At 37.9% G+C, this 17,883-nt stretch carries 13 protein-coding genes; 5 read left to right on the top strand and 8 right to left on the bottom strand.

The genetic code is table 11. The features are described 5' to 3' along the window. Nucleotides 1-78 precede the first annotated feature (78 nt). Together BN1068_RS19050 and BN1068_RS19045 are read right to left on the bottom strand one after the other, a co-directional pair. Nucleotides 79-951, bottom strand: coding sequence for a DUF6574 domain-containing protein (locus tag BN1068_RS19050; RefSeq protein ID WP_077604411.1), 873 nt, complete (start codon nt 949-951; stop codon nt 79-81). A gap of 621 nt (nt 952-1,572) precedes the next feature. Continuing rightward, nucleotides 1,573-2,925 (bottom strand): S1C family serine protease, encoded by a 1,353-nt coding sequence (locus tag BN1068_RS19045; RefSeq protein ID WP_077604410.1) that lies wholly within the window; start codon nt 2,923-2,925, stop codon nt 1,573-1,575. Nucleotides 2,926-3,224: 299 nt separating this feature from the next. On the opposite strand from BN1068_RS19045, the gene BN1068_RS19040 reads away from it, so the two are divergent. The 3 genes from BN1068_RS19040 (at nt 3,225) to typA (ending at nt 7,427) form a co-directional block, all read left to right on the top strand. Further along, nucleotides 3,225-3,914, top strand: coding sequence for a response regulator transcription factor (locus tag BN1068_RS19040; RefSeq protein ID WP_077604409.1), 690 nt, complete (start codon nt 3,225-3,227; stop codon nt 3,912-3,914). Between the two features lie 2 nt (nt 3,915-3,916). Further along, nucleotides 3,917-5,284 (top strand): sensor histidine kinase, encoded by a 1,368-nt coding sequence (locus BN1068_RS19035; protein ID WP_077604408.1) that lies wholly within the window; start codon nt 3,917-3,919, stop codon nt 5,282-5,284. Nucleotides 5,285-5,606: 322 nt separating this feature from the next. Further along, complete coding sequence (gene typA, locus BN1068_RS19030) at nt 5,607-7,427, top strand: translational GTPase TypA (protein WP_077604407.1); 1,821 nt, start codon at nt 5,607-5,609, stop codon at nt 7,425-7,427. Between the two features lie 397 nt (nt 7,428-7,824). On the opposite strand, the gene BN1068_RS19025 is transcribed toward typA, so the two are convergent. From BN1068_RS19025 to BN1068_RS19015, 3 genes are all read right to left on the bottom strand, one after another. Further along, nucleotides 7,825-8,511: an LrgB family protein gene (locus BN1068_RS19025; RefSeq protein ID WP_077604406.1), complete on the bottom strand. Its 687-nt coding sequence runs from the start codon at nt 8,509-8,511 to the stop codon at nt 7,825-7,827. Beyond that, the gene (locus tag BN1068_RS19020; RefSeq protein ID WP_139344889.1) at nt 8,504-8,872 is read right to left on the bottom strand and encodes a CidA/LrgA family holin-like protein; all 369 of its coding nucleotides are present in this window, start codon (nt 8,870-8,872) and stop codon (nt 8,504-8,506) included. Before BN1068_RS19020 ends, BN1068_RS19025 begins: the two co-directional genes overlap by 8 nt. A gap of 241 nt (nt 8,873-9,113) precedes the next feature. Beyond that, nucleotides 9,114-12,323 carry a YhgE/Pip domain-containing protein gene (locus tag BN1068_RS19015; protein ID WP_077604405.1) on the bottom strand — a complete coding sequence of 1,070 codons (3,210 nt, stop codon included), beginning with the start codon at nt 12,321-12,323 and terminating at the stop codon, nt 9,114-9,116. 230 nt (nt 12,324-12,553) lie between these two features. Here BN1068_RS19015 and BN1068_RS19010 point away from each other — a divergent pair, with 230 nt between their 5' ends. Next, nucleotides 12,554-13,150, top strand: coding sequence for a TetR/AcrR family transcriptional regulator (locus BN1068_RS19010; RefSeq protein WP_175637202.1), 597 nt, complete (start codon nt 12,554-12,556; stop codon nt 13,148-13,150). 306 nt (nt 13,151-13,456) lie between these two features. Here BN1068_RS19010 and mqo read toward each other — a convergent pair whose 3' ends face one another. From mqo to BN1068_RS18995, 3 genes are all read right to left on the bottom strand, one after another. Beyond that, on the bottom strand, nt 13,457-14,962 hold the full coding sequence (gene mqo / locus BN1068_RS19005) for a malate dehydrogenase (quinone) (RefSeq protein WP_077605166.1): 1,506 nt from the start codon (nt 14,960-14,962) through the stop codon (nt 13,457-13,459). Nucleotides 14,963-15,247: 285 nt separating this feature from the next. Then, entirely contained in the window at nt 15,248-16,108 is an 861-nt protein-coding gene (locus BN1068_RS19000; RefSeq protein ID WP_077604403.1) for a dimethylarginine dimethylaminohydrolase family protein, read from the bottom strand. A gap of 472 nt (nt 16,109-16,580) precedes the next feature. Next, entirely contained in the window at nt 16,581-16,772 is a 192-nt protein-coding gene (locus tag BN1068_RS18995) for a hypothetical protein (protein ID WP_077604402.1), read from the bottom strand. A gap of 286 nt (nt 16,773-17,058) precedes the next feature. Between BN1068_RS18995 and BN1068_RS18990 the strand changes: the two genes are divergently transcribed. Then, nucleotides 17,059-17,871 (top strand): DUF368 domain-containing protein, encoded by an 813-nt coding sequence (locus BN1068_RS18990; RefSeq protein ID WP_077604401.1) that lies wholly within the window; start codon nt 17,059-17,061, stop codon nt 17,869-17,871. Nucleotides 17,872-17,883: the final 12 nt, after the last annotated feature.

The raw sequence follows: 17,883 nt of genomic DNA, 5'->3' as shown, positions 1-17,883 counted from the left end.
CCTCAACTTATATGTAGAGGAGCAGTTTTTGTTCACAAATGAAAAAAATAAATGACTGCTTTCACTAATAAAGGCAATTTAGAAAAAAGGGAAGGAACCCATCATACTTTCAAATATAGTAACAAAAAACGTCCTCAGGAACAAATAGTAACCGGAGATCAGCTGTATTAAGTAAACAACCATAAGTGCGTATACCTTATCAATTTCTCTTGGGAGGGATTCCATTAATACATAAGTCGGTATAATTAAAATTGGTGCAAGAATAGCCAAAAACATGACATAAATCATGAAATCCAGCCCAATGCCTGCTAACAAATACACTGCAAGAAAAAGCACTGTATAAGGAAGAAGATAACCGCCGGTTTTTGCAGTTGTACTAAAGAAATTGTCCTGGCTGCCCATAAGTTTTCCTGTGCCGAAAATTACGGCGACAGAGATAACAAAGAATAGTAAGAATTTAAGAAAAGGCACTAAAAAAGATTCCACAAATGGTGGTGATGAGGAAGAAATTTCATTAAGTGTAATGTACAATATGATCGTATATAAAAGTGCTGTTAATACAATTGTTATTGCTCCGGAAACCCAGCTTTGTTCTGTAAGGCTTCTTGCTTTCCCGGGGGATTTCAGCTGATTAAGCGCGAACCGGCCAAATCCGCCTGAGGCATTTTTAACCGCTTCACCTAAATCACCCATGGTGTAAGGAGTTGTTGCCGGCTGCTGTTGTTGGGCAGTTTGACCTGCTGTTTCTGCAGTTGGTGCTGCCTGTTCTTGACTGAACTGTGCATTTACAGATTCATTTATCTGTTCTGTGTAAGCAGGCTCATTCGTTGATTTAACAGCTTCTACAGGCTCATCAGCTTGATTAGATGTGCTTTCCTGCTGTAAAGGCTGCCCGCATTTCGTACAAAACTTTCCTTCCTCCGTTTCTTGATTACATGATGGACAAATCAAAAAATCACTTCCTTTCAAAATAATTCGACAAGATAAGATAAATCCTGCTTTGATTGTTAATTATATAGGATTTTTAGGAGGAAAGGTAGGGGTTATTGGATTGATTTTCTTATTAAAGAGGATGTTCAAATAGACTTGTTTGAAGAATAAGAAAGAATATAAAAATGCTTAAGAATAGCCGCTCCAGAAATACACTACGCTTTCCGTGGGCCCCGAGCTCATCTCCTCGAAAAAAAGAAGAGCACTTTTTTTCGAGGAGGCATACAGGATGTATGTCAGTTCGGTGTTGCGACAGGACGTCGCGAACTTAACCGAACTTCCTTTTCCGTTTTGCGCTTTCCCACAGGAGTCTCCGTGTATTTCTTCCGCTAGAATTAGTTTCTTTTCTTTGAAAGAAGGAAAAAAACACATCTCCTTGGCAAGAACACCACCGTTTTAAAGACAAAGTGACTTTCTTGGTTTTTCCGATATAATTACCAATTCAACGTATCCTATGCGCAGAAATCAATATTATTCTGAAAAAAATCATACATAAAAAGAAGCGGCATGCAGAGTTGTGATATGCTCCTGCATGCCGCTTCTAATATTTCTGTAAATACCAGTTGCACTTCTTATTTTTGATTAAGATTCATTTGTTTGAAGCTCATCCATTTTTAATGTAATGGAATGTACTTCACCGTCACGTATAAATTCGATTTCTACGTGCTCCCCAGCCTGACCTTGAGCATAAAGCTCTTTCCGGAGATCGATAATAGATGTGACAGGATTTCCATTGATTTTGGTAATGACATCAAATTGCTGCAGATTAGCATTATCTGCTGGAGAATTTGGCTGTACATTTGCAATTACCATGCCGCCATCTACATCCTCAGGAAGCTGAATTTTCTGTTGATATTCTGCCGGTACTTGACTTAATGGCGCAGTAGAAATACCGATTAATGGACGGGATACCTCACCGTCTGTTTCCAGTTTTTCAATGATTGGGAGAGCTTCGTTAATTGGGATAGCAAAACCAATACCTTCTACTTGACTTTGAGAAATTTTCATAGAGTTAATTCCAATAACATCCCCGTTTGAATTTACTAATGCTCCGCCACTGTTACCAGGGTTAATTGCTGCGTCTGTCTGCAGAACCTCCGTTACCCAGTCAGCAGCCCCGTCCCCATTTGTATCTACTTCTACAGAACGGTTTAATCCACTGATAATACCTTTTGTTACACTGTTATTAAAGTCCATTCCAAGAGGGTTCCCAATAGCAAGTACTGTTTCCCCAACTTGCGTATCTTCACTGGATCCTAAATTAGCTACTGTGTCGACGTATTCACCATCAATTTCAAGTACTGCCAAGTCTGTTAAAGCATCTTTTCCAAGTACTGTTGCATCTACCTGATGTTCTTCATCCAGAGCCACTTGGACTTGCTCAGCACCTTCTACAACGTGGTTATTCGTGATAACATAAGCCTTTCCGTCTTCTTTTTTATAAATGATTCCTGATCCGGTTCCAGCTTCCTGGCTGTCTTCCCAAAGGTTTTGCTGCTGCATATTGATGACTCCGACCACCGCTTTGGATACCTCAGAGACATCAGCAGACACATCAGCATCATCTGAGGCCAGGGTAGGGATGACGGACTCCGACGGCTCGCCGGATGTTGCGCTTTGTTCTCCAGCCGGATTCACCGCATCACTGGAAGCTGACAATAATTGATTTCCCAGGAGCATGATAACGAGTACGGCAGAAACAATTCCTCCAAGCGCTCCGCTAAAAAAACCGCGGACCCAGCCTTTAGACTTTTTGGGTCTTTCCGGTTTTGTTTCTGATGAAGCAGTATATGTTGTTTGCTGTTCATTTGTCGAATCTTGCTCTGATCTATTTTCTTCAATTGTCGATGCTTCATCGTCAGGATAAGTATCTTTATTTTCCATCTCACCCGGTACATGTTCATTTTTTTCATTTTGATAATCGTTATTACTCATTGTAAAGCACCTCCAAGTTATTTGATTTATCTTTATTATAGTGCGTACCGTGGGAAATCCTTTGGTATAATTGTGTAAAAACTGTGTAATCTTGAACTTGATTTGTCATTGGATGTATATTCATGTAAAAATAGATAGTGTAAAATGAAATTCTATAAAATGTATACTTGGAAAGATGTATACAGGCTGACAGAAATATTCCATAGCTCTTTCTAAACTATAACTATATTCAGTATGCAAGCCTTATTTGCAGGAAAAGAACTTCCAGTTTATATTGTATTTGAAGAGGTGAAGAACATATGTCATACCATATCGGTTTGATAGAAGATGATAAAAACATACAAGATATTGTCGTTGCTTATTTGAAAAAAGAAGGATACCAGGTAACCGTGTTAGATAACGCAGAAGACGGCTGGACATTATGGGAAAACAATCCTCCCGATATGTGGGTATTAGATATTATGCTTCCGGGGATGGACGGTTATGAATTTTGCAAAAAGATCAGGAATGAAAGCGACGTTCCGATCATTATTATTTCAGCCAAAGATGAGGAAATTGATAAAATTCTGGGATTAGAGCTCGGAGGCGATGATTATTTAACAAAGCCATTCAGCCCCAGAGAATTAATTGCCCGTATGAAAAGGCTGTTCAAACGGGTTCAGCCAAAGTCTATCATGGATAAGGAAGCCGATGATCGTGTCAAGGTGGACCAGCTCCTTGTCTATAAGAATGAGCGCAGGGTATTTTTTGAAGGAATAGAGTATGAAACAACTGCAAAAGAATATGATATGCTGCTGCTTTTAGCAGAGAACCCCAACCGTGCTTTTTCCCGTGAGGAATTACTGGTTAAGGTATGGGGCGATGATTATTTTGGCAGCGACCGTGCTGTGGATGATCTAATGAAACGAATCCGCAAAAAGATGGAGAATATTCCTCTTGAAACAGTATGGGGATTTGGCTATCGTCTGAGAAAAGATGAGGAAGCATAGCAATGAAATTACAATCACAATTAAATGCTGCTTTTACAGCATTGCTCCTTGTAATCATGACAGCTGCAGGCTTAGTTATTTATTCACTCGTTTTGGATGTATTAATTCAAGATGAACAGCGCCAGCTTGCTGAGACTGGAGAATTATTGATTAATTTTCTTTCAGAATACGATGATGCAAGTGAGTACCGGAATATCAATGACTTTTTACAGGACCAGGATTTACAGCTGTTCCTGTATGACCGGAATTTAGATACGGTTTTATTCTCTACTATGTCCATTTCCGTAGTAAATGAATTTTTTGATGAAAATAACTTTGAAGATAATGAAGAAACACTGTGGCAGCATGGAAATGACCGTTTCGTAACACAAAGAATTATATTTTCCCCGGAGCAGTCGGGGTTGGAATTAATCTTATTAACACCGATTAATGATTTAAGAGCTGTACAGCAAAACTTTTTCTTCCGGCTGGCATGGGTATTTTTAATCGGCGCATTGGCTGCTGTTATTTTAAGCTATTTTATGACGAATAAACTGGTTACGCCATTGTCCCTGCTGAAGAAAGAGCTGAAAAAGGTGGAAAATCGCCAATTTGATCAAATGAAACGGATCCGGGCAAGCGGGGAGATAAAAGAAGTAGAGCAGACTGTCTACGATATGGCACAGACACTGGAGCAATATATGAAATCACAGCAAACCTTCTTCCAGAATGCGAGCCATGAGCTGAAAACACCCCTTATGACGATTCAAGGCTATGCAGAAGGAATTCGTGACGGTATATTTGATGAAGAGGACACAGAAAAAGGGTTAGATGTGATGGTAACAGAGGTCAGCCGGCTGAAGAAAATTATTAATGAGATGATTCTGCTTGCTAAATTAGATTCCCAGCCTGATGTGTATGAAGAAACAGAGATTGACGTGCAGGCTTTCGTTGATGGGATTTTGAGTAAAGCATTGCCGATTGTCAATGAAAATAAGCTGAAGCTTCAGCAGAAGGTGGACGGTTCGATTACAGTTTATGCAGATGAAGAAAAATTGCTGCGAGCTGTTTCAAATGTGGTATTTAATGCTATTAGATATGCTCATGAAGAGGTATCTATCCATGTGTATAAGAAAAAGAATTACATTTTCTTTGATATTGAAGACGATGGAAAAGGAGTTTCCGATGAAGATATGGATAAGATATTCCATCGATTTATCAAAGGAAAAGGCGGAGAAACTGGGCTGGGACTTGCTATTGCCCGGGCAATTATTGAACAGTCAAATGGTAAAATATACGCCGGAAAATCCAAAAAATTGGGCGGAGCAAAATTTACAATGTGCCTCCCTGTACCCAATAAACCTAAAGGGAATAAAAAATTAAAGCCGTAGAGAATTAAGAAAAGACTTCTTTCTATGCCTAACCAGGCGGGAAAGAAGTCTTTTCTATAAAAATTCAAGCATTGACTTTTTCTGCGTATTTACTGGAAAGAAACATGATAAAAGAGAAAATTGCTGCAGCAGCTCCTGGATCAGTATATCTTTCCACATTGAAACCATCTTTTATTCTTTGAATGATAACATCGGACAATACTGCCATAATAATTAATATAAAACGGACACATACTAAAATAAAAAAAGTTTTACATTATTCTTCAAAATATGATATAATAAATTGGTTTTACATTCGATATGTTAGAGGAGCGTACTATTTATGCAATTAAGAAATGATATTCGTAATATCGCAATTATTGCACACGTTGACCACGGGAAAACAACATTAGTGGATCAGCTATTAAAATATTCTGGGACTTTTCGGGAAAATGAGCACGTAGATGAGCGTGCAATGGACTCTGGAGATATAGAACGTGAGCGCGGGATTACAATCCTGGCTAAAAATACAGCTGTAAAATATGGAGATTCGACAATTAATATCCTTGATACACCGGGTCACGCTGACTTTGGCGGTGAGGTTGAGCGTATTATGAAAATGGTTGACGGTGTTGCCCTGGTCGTTGATGCTTATGAAGGAACTATGCCGCAGACACGTTTCGTATTGAAAAAAGCTTTAGAACAAAAATTGACACCAATTGTGGTATTAAATAAAGTAGACCGCCCCAATGCCAGACCGGCAGAGGTGATTGACGAAGTATTAGATTTATTTATTGAATTAGGGGCAGATGATAACCAATTAGAATTTCCGGTTGTTTATGCTTCTGCATTAAATGGAACATCCGGTTTAGAGCCTGACGATCAGCAGGAAACGATGGATCCAGTGTTTAAAACGATTATGGATCATATCCCGGCGCCAGTTGACACAAGAGATGAACCATTACAATTTCAAGTAACTTTACTTGATTATAATGATTATGTTGGACGTATCGGCGTTGGCCGGGTTGTCCGTGGAACCATTAAAGTTGGACAGCAGGTTGTTGTTTTAAAAGAAGACGGATCACAGAAATCCTTCCGTGTTTCCAAGCTATTTGGTTTTATCGGGTTAAAACGGATTGAAATTCAAGAAGCGGTAGCAGGAGATATTGTTGCCCTTTCCGGTATGGAAGATTTAAATGTCGGTGAAACAGTATGTCCGGTTGAGCATCCGGATCCGCTTCCTTGGCTGCGTATTGACGAGCCGACTCTGCAAATGACATTTGTAGTGAATAACAGCCCATTTGCAGGAAAAGAAGGGAAATATATTACTTCCCGCAGAATCGAAGAACGTTTGTTAAAACAGTTGGAAACGGATGTAAGCTTACGTGTTGAACCTACAAGTTCGCCAGATGCGTGGACGGTATCAGGACGCGGGGAACTGCATCTATCCATTCTTATTGAAAACATGCGTCGTGAAGGCTATGAACTTCAATTGTCTAAACCGGAAGTAATTATTAAAGAAATTGATGGTGTTAAATGCGAACCGATGGAACGTGTTCAAGTGGATGTTCCGGAAGAGTATACTGGATCTGTTATGGAGTCTCTGGGAGAGCGTAAAGGCGAAATGCTTGATATGGTCAACCAGGGTAATGGACAAGTTCGTATCGAATTCAAAGTGCCGTCTCGCGGACTTTTAGGATATACAACAGAATTTATGTCACAAACACGCGGCTATGGAATCATTAACCATACGTTTGAAGCATTTGAGCCTGTTATTAAAGGACAGGTCGGCGGACGTCGTGAGGGCGTACTTGTAGCACTTGAAAATGGAAGAGCTTCTACTTATGGAATTATGAACTTAGAAGACCGCGGAGTTATCTTTATCACTCCTGGTACAGAGGTTTATGCCGGAATGATTGTTGGAGAGCATAATCGTGAAAATGACTTAACCGTTAATATCACAAAAGAAAAGCACTTAACCAACGTTCGTTCAGCAACGAAAGACCAGACAGCAACAATCCGTAAGACAAAAGACATGTCTCTGGAAGAAGCATTACAATATTTAAGTGATGATGAGTATTGTGAAGTTACACCGGAATCTATTCGTCTTCGCAAAAAAATCTTAAATAAAAATGAACGTGAAAAAGCAGCTAAGAAAAAATAAAGTAAAAAACCTGGTCAGATATCTATCCTAAGATCTGACCAGGTTTTTAATTTGACTTATTTTTCGTTTAAATGAAAATCAAGACTTAAAATAACGTAATAAACCTGAAACGGATAAAATAACTATCAAAATTACACCTAGTGCTCCTAAAATAAGAAAGGTTAAAAAGTGCATAAGTCTATTACTCCTTTCTAAATATATGACTTTTTTTCATCTTAACATGAATGAGTAAAAGACAAAATAATTTGAATTATTAGATGTTATGGTTTATTTTTGCTTATGATTAAGAAAAAGGCTGTTGAGATTTTTATATAATGATAAAAATCTCAACAGCCTTTTTTTCAATGGAGACAATATTTATAGATAGATGTTGTGCAGATTTGCTTGGATATATATATTACATAACAAATAAGAAAACAGGAACAAGAAAAGAAACAACCACCGCACTGATCGTCATAGATAAAACACTGATAGCACCTTCTATTTTACTGTTTTCTAAAGCTTTTGCCGTCCCGATAGCATGGGAAGCGGTCCCGAAACTAAGACCTTTGGCAATAGGATGCTGGATCCGGCAAATTTTCAAAATAACAGGTCCAAACATTGCACCGCTGACACCTGCTATCATGACGAAGACAGCAGCCAATGAAACATTCCCTCCTGCTGTATCTGTAATACTGATAGCAATTGGAGCTGTGACGGACTTGGCTGCGACAGATTGAATCAGCCAGCTTTCAAACCCAAATAGCTTTGCTCCTGCTATTCCAGTAATGATACCTGTCAGGGAACCGGCGAATATGCCAATGCTTATCGCTCCTGCATATTTTTTAATTAAATGAATCTCCCTATATAAAGGAACTGCCAAAGAAACAACAATAGGGCCGAGAAAAATATCAATCCACTGACCGCCAATCATAAATGTTTCATAAGGAATTCCAGTTAAAATTAAAAAGATGACAATACTGGCTGTTGACAGGAAAATAGGCATCGTAAACGGGCTGGGCTTCATACTGTACATCTTCTTTGAAAATTGATAAAGAATAAATACGCCTGCAATAGAAACTATTCCGATAAAGAAGCTACTCATATGATTTCACCTCTTTTTTTAATAAGAAATTCGTTACTGTTCCACTGACGCCGATAACAAAGAAGGTACTTATGACAACCAGCAGTATCGTGAGACTGCCTTTACCATAAAAAAAGCTTAAGTATTGAACAACGCCTACCGTAACCGGGATAAAGAAAAAAGGAATATCTTTTAAAAGAAAATCAACACCAGATTGAATCCATGTCAGAGGAAGGATTTTTAAAATCAGCAGACTAAAAAGCAGCAGCATGCCAATCAGACTGCCGGGAATACTGAGAGAGAAGTATCCTTGAATAAATTGTCCAATAAAATTAAAAAGAAATAATACACTGATTTGCAGAACCATGATGAAATACTTCACAATAAACCTCCGTTGTTATTTATTACATTTTCAGAGCGTAGCAGGGAAAAAGGCTTTTAAAAAGAAACGATACTATTCATTTTATTAGAAAACCGGCCATTGTTAAAGAACTTCTTGGCAACGTATTTTGCTTTCTTAGAATCCTTTATAATCTGAAGTCCAGGCTATTAACTGGGTAAAAAAACAGCCCGACGCTTCTAAAACAATAGATGGCCGGGCTGTTTGAATTCATTTTTAAAGATTAATCAACCATATTACTTTTCTTCGTTTTTACATAGGCTTTATGAACCCGTGGCGCAATCCATGGACGGAATGTATATCCTAATAGAATAAAGATAGCCGGGAAGATGGCGAGTATCAGGAATCTGTTAAATACAACAGACCATACAATTCCTCCGGTTGCCTCCCTGAGAATGTCGATAGCATATGTGAAAGGAAGGAACGGGTGAATTGCCTGGAAAAATTCCGGCGCTACCTGAATCGGGAACATTCCTCCGCCGCCTGACAATTGCAGGATCATAAAGATAATCGCAATCGCCTTTCCGACGTTTCCAAATAGGGAAACCATCGTATAGACAATAATCATAAATGCCAGTGCAATCAGAACACTAAAGAGTGTAAAGTATGCCGGGTGTGCCATATAAGCATCCAGTATAAAGATATTACCGAGTGAAACAATCACTGCCTGTAAAACAGCTACTATTAAGAATAGAGCCATCCTTCCGAGATAAATATCCCTTAAGCTGAATTCTTCTCTGTTTTTATCTTTTAGTTCTGTTGTAACCAGATTACAAAGCAATAATGCACCCACCCAGAGTGCCAGTACGGTATAAAATGGTGTATTGGCAGAACCGTAGTTTGGAATCGGGAAGAGTTTTTCCTCATCCAGCTGTACGGGACGTGAGAAATACTCCGTTTCGTCGCTTAAATCATTTTGCAGTGCCGAAATCAATTCTTCAATAATTTGATCATCTTCCATCTGCTTTATCCGGTCATAGGCATTTTGGATATCTTCTTTGTAACCCGGCCAATCATTGCGGATGAAATCTGCCATTTCAGCAATTGCTTCCTGTGCCTCTGGTAAATTATCCTGAACAAGAGAATTTAAATTCTTATATTGTTCAATTAAATCATCCATATCATTAGTAACAAATCCAGCTAGATTATTTACTTCATCCTCTAAATGCGGCATATCATTTTGGAAAAATGAACTTGCCATATCCACACCATTTTTAAAGTCGGGGAAGTATTGATTTACGGTATCAGATACATCACTGAACTGTTCTTCATAGTATGGTAAATTCTCATTTAAAAGGTTTAAATAATACTGTGAATCATTAATTATGGTTGAAGCCTGCGTTAAATAATCAGAAGCTAAAGCTGTATAATCCAAAGCAGCGTCTAATTTTGAATCTGCATCATTTAATTTATTTTCCAATGTAGTGAACGCATTGTTCATAAAGGGATTCAATGTGTCTTCATTAAAGGATTGCAATGATTCTAAATTAGTTATTGCGTTGTCTTTCATATCCTCTAATTGATTAAGATCAAAATCACTGTTATTCAGAAAGTCAACTAATTCATTTAAGTTAGAACCATTGCTTTCCAGTGTATCTTTGATTTTTTCCAAGTCTTCTTTGTTTTCAGGAGCCTCAAGTAATGCAAGCGAGTCCTGAGTACTTGTAACGGAAGACTGAAGACCTTCGATACTTTCTTGAACAGCTTTAATCTGTTCATTTGCATATTCCTCTGTATCCGGATTTTCTTTCATGGCAATTAATGTAGGCAATGCCCGGATATTACTTATTGCCAGGTCGATATTTTGATCTAATACGGTTGAAATTTCATCAAAGGCTTTGACGGTATCTTCATGAAGATCATTGATTGCATTATCAATTTCCTCATCACGCTGCTGTGTATCCTCTGCAGGATTATCTGTCTCTTCACCATCCTGCTGCGTGTCTTCTTCAGAATTGTCGTTGCTTTCTTCATTGTTTTGTGTGTCTGGAACAAACTCAGCACTTGCTAAATCTTCTTTAGCATTATTGAAGGAGGTCTGATAATTAGCAATTGCCTCATTTAAAGTATTTACATCTTCCTCTGTAACATTATCCTCTTCTAATTTTGTAAGCATGTCATCCAGGCCGGCAGAAAGCTCGCTTCCCTGTTCTCTTGCAGCGTCTGCAGAGCTGCTTAATTTTTCAATAGACTCATTTGGCTCTATAGAATTAGAATCACGAAGCTCCTCTAGAATATTCTCAATTGTATTTTGAGAATCACCGACAGAGTCTTTTACGTTATTTACAAAGTCAGGTGTAACGGATTCTTCTGTACCAAAATCAAAAGAAGGAAGACCATTGATTATCTCTCCGGCGTCGTTTATTTGACTGTTAATAAGCTCTGCAACTTCGTCTTTTGCCTGCTCTGCTTCATCTAATGTATCCTGAGCCTGGTCCACCTGATTCTGATAATCGTGAATCTGATTATTAATTTCCGGAATACGTGCCTGTACGTTCGATAACGTATCACCGGCAGTAATACTCGCTGCATAGGCGTCCTGCAGTCCCTGATTAATTTCAGGGAAGTACTGCTGAATAGAGCTGATCCGGGTTAACGCGTTTTCGATATCAGGCATTGCCTGATTTAATTCAACAACAGCACTTCCCAGTCTATTGATGTCATCCAGGTGGGATTGAGCAGTCAGAATCTGATCTCCGCCTTCTCTGATATTCGATTCATACTCCCCAAGACTCTCCAATTTATCGGCATAGCCCTGAATATTATCATGGTCTTCATCCAGCTCGACAATAAGATCGCCTGCTTTATCTATATCTCCAATATGGTCATGCAGATTATAAACTGCGTTTTTAATTTTTTGCAGAGTCGGCAGATTTTGTTCAAGCTCAATTCCTGCATTATTAAATTCTTCCAGTAATGTTTTTGCCGTTGTCTGGACAAATTCGTCATTAATGGTTTCCGTGATTTGTGTTGCCCCGGCACTTGTCATTTTAGGAGCAATGGCATTGATTTTTTCATTTACCTTATACTGGACAATCGCACTCCTTGGTTCGTCATTAAGTATACTGACTACATCCTCAGAGAAGCTTTCCGGGATATGAATCGTTGCAAAGTAATCCCCTTTATAAACCTTCTCATCTGCTTCTTCGATGGAATCACCGAATTGCCACCCTAAGGAGTCGTTCTCTTTTAAGTTTTCTACCAGTTCGTCTCCCATATTTATGGACCGGCCTTCTACTTCTGTGCCGGCATCGTCACTGACTACGCCGATTTTGATTCCTTGTGTATTGGAGTATGGATCCCAGGATGCTTTTATATTAAACCAAGCATAAAAAGAAGGGAGGATCGCTAATCCGATAATCAAAATAAGAACAGAAGGAACACGAATGATGTTTTTCATATCTTGTTTTGTAATTTTAAAAGCTTTTTTCAAAAAAATTCTCCTCTTTTCTCAAACAAAAATATAGCAACGATCTTAATAGACCGAGTAATCGCAGGTCTCATTATTTAATGGTTAATCAAGAAAATAGCTGTGTGCAGTTCAGGGTGCCCAAAACGGCTCCAATTTATTTTTTGTGTTCAACTTTTCCTAAAAGTATGGTATCATAAATATAAATGAATGACAATCAGTCAGTTTTAATTTTTTTAAAAGGTGGCGTCGAAATGGCTAAAACGGCGAATAAAAAAGAACTTATTCTGGAAAGTGCTTATCATATTTTTAAAGAAAAAGGCCTGGAGGAAACCCGTGTATCTCAGATTGTAAAGAATGCTGGAATTGCTCAAGGTACCTTTTATCTATACTATAATAGTAAAATGGATGTTCTCCCGGATCTGGCCCAGCAAATCATTTCCAATTATACACAATACCTCACAGAGCACGGGAATGTAAAGGCTGGACTGGATATTAATTTACGATTAGCGATAGACCGTATCTTTGAAGTAAATCAGGAGGATAGAACCATTCCTTCTATTGTTTATGCAGGCATTACAAGAAGCGGAGATGTAGATAAATGGAAGGTTATCTATCGTCCTTTATACGATCTCATTGCTGATTATCTTGAAGCTGCGAAAGAGAACGGAGAGATTAGGGAAAATATCAATACCAGCTATTACAGTGAATTTGTTATATCGTTAATTGAATCTACGGCAAGAGGTTTAATTTTATTTCAGCATTCTTCAGAGGAAGTTGAAAAATATAAAGAAGAATTATCATCCTTTATATTAAATGCTGTTTCCTGGGCGCCGGTGAAAGTAGTTTGATAAAAGTAAAGAGGCTGGGACAAAGCCTAATAAAAACAACAATAGTGACTTTTCAATAAAAAGTCACTATCGTTTTTATGTATAAGGAAGATTCAAAGCGGAAAATGAACGAAGCTCTGCCCTTATGGCAGCCGATCTGAGAAGATACATTATTTCTACCAGTTTTTATATATATCTGCCTATAAATGATTAAAAAAGGAAGGAAGTTCACATTACAATCCGGTGTGAACTTCCTTCCTTTTTATTTTTTGCTAGTGATATTCCAGCCTTTTTTAATAACCACTGGAATATATAGTGCTTAAATGATCAGCTTAATAACACTTCTTTTTCCGCATCCAATTGAAGCATCTCATTATTTTTCTTATTTAAATCAGCAAATAAGTCAGGATGCTCTGATAAAGAAATACCATAGGATGGAATCATTTCTTTAATTTTTGGCTCCCATTTTTTAAAATGATGCGGGAAGCAGCGCTGCAAGACGTCGAGCATTACATCAACAGAAACAGATGCCCCTGGTGAGGCTCCAAGTAAAGCTGCGATGGAACCGTCTTCTGCAGTAATTACCTCTGTACCGAATTGAAGAGTTCCTTTTCCGCTTGTTTCTGTATCTTTAATAACTTGTACACGCTGTCCAGCTACAATAATATCCCATTCTCCCTGTTTGGCATTAGGGATGAACTCACGTAAATCCTCCATACGTTTTTCGTCAGAGAGGAGTACCTGCTGAATAAGATATTTTGTAAGTGCCATCTCTTTTGCTCCAGCTGCAAGCATCGTTGTTACATTGTTAGGTTTAATGGATCCAAACAGATCGAAGTTTGAACCTGTTTTTAAAAACTTAGGAGAAAAGCCTGCGAAAGGTCCAAATAGTAAGGAACGTTTACCGTTGATAAATCGTGTATCTAAATGCGGCACTGACATTGGCGGTGCTCCAACCTTAGCTTTTCCATAAACCTTAGCGTGATGCTGCTCTGCAACTTCCGGATTATTACAAACCATAAATAAACCGCTCACCGGGAAGCCGCCGATATGCTTCGATTCCGGAATATTTGTTTTCTGCAATAATGGAAGACTGCCGCCGCCTGCTCCAATAAATACAAATTTAGCTTTGTGATAAGAAACTTTTCCATTGAACAGATTTTTAACCTTTACTTTCCACAAGTTATCCTTCGTGCGTCCGATGGATTCTACCTCATGTTTAAAGTAAAGGCGTGTTCCCTGTTCTTCTAATTGATTAAACAGCTTACGTGTCAGGCTTCCGAAATTAATATCTGTTCCAGAGTCAATTTTGGAAGCAGCGATAGGTTCCCTTTTACTGCGGCCTTCCATCATAAGAGGAATCCACTCTTTTAAGGTTTCTTCATTATCTGTTATTTCCATACCTTTAAATAATGGATTTTTAACAAGAGACTCTACACGTTTTTTTAGAAATTCCACATTTTTTTCACCTTCTACAAAGCTTAAATGCGGTACGTTTTGAATAAAGTCACTTGGATTATCCAATACACCCTGCTTAACAAGATAAGACCAGTATTGCTTAGATAATTGGAATTGTTCATTTATTTTTACTGCCTTTGTAATATCGAGTGAACCATCGGCCTGTTCAGGTGTATAGTTCATCTCGCATAGAGCGGAGTGACCCGTCCCGGCATTATTCCAGGCATCAGAACTTTCCTGTGCTGTCTGGCCAAGCTTTTCAAAAACATTAATCTGCCATTCAGGCTGCAGTGTCTTTAATAAGGAACCAATCGTGGCACTCATGATTCCACCGCCGATTAAAATGACATCTGTTTGATTCGTATCTTTCCTCATCATTGTCACAAACCTTCCTAATCTAAAATTCTTCTATGTATACTCTTACAAAATAGAATTCTCTAAAAATAATGATTTAGTTGTCTACAAATAAATATTTATCCATATTATTTTATTATACTCCTTTTTGATAAAAGAAAAAAGATGTTTGAAGTAATCGGATGGTTATAAGTATCGAAGGAGGGTTGAAAAGCAGCTGTCTAAACGCGTGTATATAGTGTTGTAAAAAGAGCGGGAACGGATTCATCCATCTTGAATCCGTTCCCGCTCTTTTTAAGTAATTTTTTATGATTTTCTACGATAAAGAGGAAGTGTACAGCATCTGAATGACCCTCCAGATTTGATAATTTCAGAGAAAGGGACTTCTATAGTATGATAACCAAGCTCCTTCAACGTATTATTAACCCGTTTATTTTCAGGAAGGCTAATCACTTTTTTATCCCCTATAGACAGAATGTTCGGGGCCATGCTGAATTGTTCCTCTTTAGTTACTTCCACTAATGTATATTGTTCTGATAATATCTGATAGGCGCTCTTGCTCAATCCATCAGGATAAATCAGCGCGTGTTTACCCTCCAGGATATTAAATACACAATCCAAATGAAGGATATCTGACCGCAATGGAATGGCTGTAATCTGTAAATGAGGAAATTGTTCGCGAAGATAGTCAACGGCTGCTTGCTTTGTACGTTGACTTAAACCGACCCAGATCTGATCGTTATCAATAATTACATCTCCGCCTTCTATACTTGTGTTTATAAAAGAAGTATAGTCCAATTGCTCTTCATGAAGCCAATTTTTAAGAATTCTTGTTTCTTCTTTACGAATATCCCGATCCATATTAGCTGCGAATAATCTGTCATGGAGCGTAAAACCAATATCCCTTGTAAAGACTTGCTCATTTAAGTCAGGCTTTGTTGAGAGGGAGATCACTTCTGCCCCGTGATACTCCAATGTTTCTACAAAAAAATGATGCTGCTTCGTTGCCTTGCTAATATTAATATTTTCTTTTGCATAATGGGACTGTGTTTCATTAATAACCGTTGTGATTTTCATATAATCTGGCGGAGCAACAATTACTTGCTGTAATGGGTCATATTCATTTTGACAGTGAATTGTATATTTTTCTTTTATATCTTTAATCATGTGTACTTTGAACCCCCAATTCTGCTTTAGGAAACTCTCTCCAATAAATTCATTATATTTATTATTTCAACATGATGCAACGGTCTTGATGGGACGAGTAATCGCAGTCCCAACGCATTTCATGGGGTGAGTAATCGCAACCCCAACGGTCTTGATGGGGCGAGTAATCACAACCCCGACAGTCTTGACGAGTAATCAGCCCATACTTTCCAAAAAGGCCTCAGAAAATAAAGCTTCACTTTATTATTACGCACTTCTTAAAATAAATCCATTTCACTTACAGTAAGATGGGGGTGCTGCATATACAGACAGGAAGAGCATACTTAGGCGATGATAGTTTATATACTTTTATTTATACGAAATTGAATGTACTTGAGATGGATAAAAGGGTTAGCAGCTTGAGGGAAATAGAATAAACTGGAGGACATGGAAAAAATCTCCTCGCCGGCAAAATGGATAGCGGGGAGACTTTTCATATTTCCTTCTTTTTCTTTTTAGAGGCTTTTTCGTTTGGGATATACTTCGAATAGTGTACTGCAAAAATAAGACAAATCAATGCGAGTCCCCATGCAAGAATACCGCTCCAATAAATTTGTAATTTAGCCCCAATGTAGATAATAAGAATACTTACTGCAAATAGAATTACTGTCAAATAGCGTTTCATGCTTCTGCCCCCTAAAAAATCGAACACAGTAATACATATGATAATATATGATGATTATTTCGTATTGTTTCTTTTCACGTTTTAATATATACAAATATTATAAAGGATTTATTAACTATCGTCATGATAGAAGCATTTTGATATGTAAATGTTTTAATACTTCTTTACAAGATGATTGAACTGGTGGAGAAGTAATTAATAAGAAACCTTTTCTAAAGTATATTTTTTGAACTACTTTTGATAAAATGATTTGGGAGTAACGAAAGATGAAGGAGAAAAAGAATATATGGAGTGGAAAAATGTATATCGCGGCTTAATTATGGGATCGGTTGAAGTTGTTCCGGGAATAAGCGGAGGAACGATTGCTGTACTATTAGGCATTTACGAACAATTGATTGCATCGATAAGCGGTTTTTTCAGTAAGGATTGGAAGAAACACCTCAGCTTTTTAGTTCCATTAGGGATTGGTATGGTTACAGCTATATTTTTATTTGCCAGAGTGATTGATTGGTTGTTTACCCATTTTCCAATGCAAACCCAATTTTTCTTTTTAGGGCTGGTAATTGGTGTGATTCCCTTCTTATACCAAAAGGCAGAAGGAAAAACAAAATTTCAGGCAAAGCATTATATTTTGCTGGTTATCGGGTTTGTTATTGTCAGTGGATTAGGAATTTTAAATCCGAATGAAGGACAGGTTATTGAAGATATTAGTACAAGTACGTATATCTTATTATTTGTAGCAGGTTTTATCGGCAGTAGTGTTATGATTATTCCGGGAATAAGCGGATCGATGATAATGATGCTGCTCGGTGTATATCCGACGATAATGGGAGCGATTAGTAATTTTCAGTTTTCTATTATTATTGTAGCGGGTGCGGGGATTGCAATTGGATTTATTACTATGAGTAAAATTATTACTTACTTTTTAAGGAATTATTTTACAAGTACGTACGCAGTTATCATCGGGCTTGTTATTGGTGCGATAACCATTGTCTTTCCAGGTATTCCAACTGGTGCCGGAAATATTATCGTATCCGTACTTTTATTTATAGGCGGATTGATTGCAGCCTTGGCATTAGGAAGATTAGAATATAAATAAAGTGAAACTTCA

Source organism: Oceanobacillus sojae (genome assembly GCF_900162665.1).
GTDB lineage: Bacteria > Bacillota > Bacilli > Bacillales > Amphibacillaceae > Oceanobacillus > Oceanobacillus sojae_A.
This window is presented reverse-complemented; position numbering and strand designations above follow the sequence as displayed.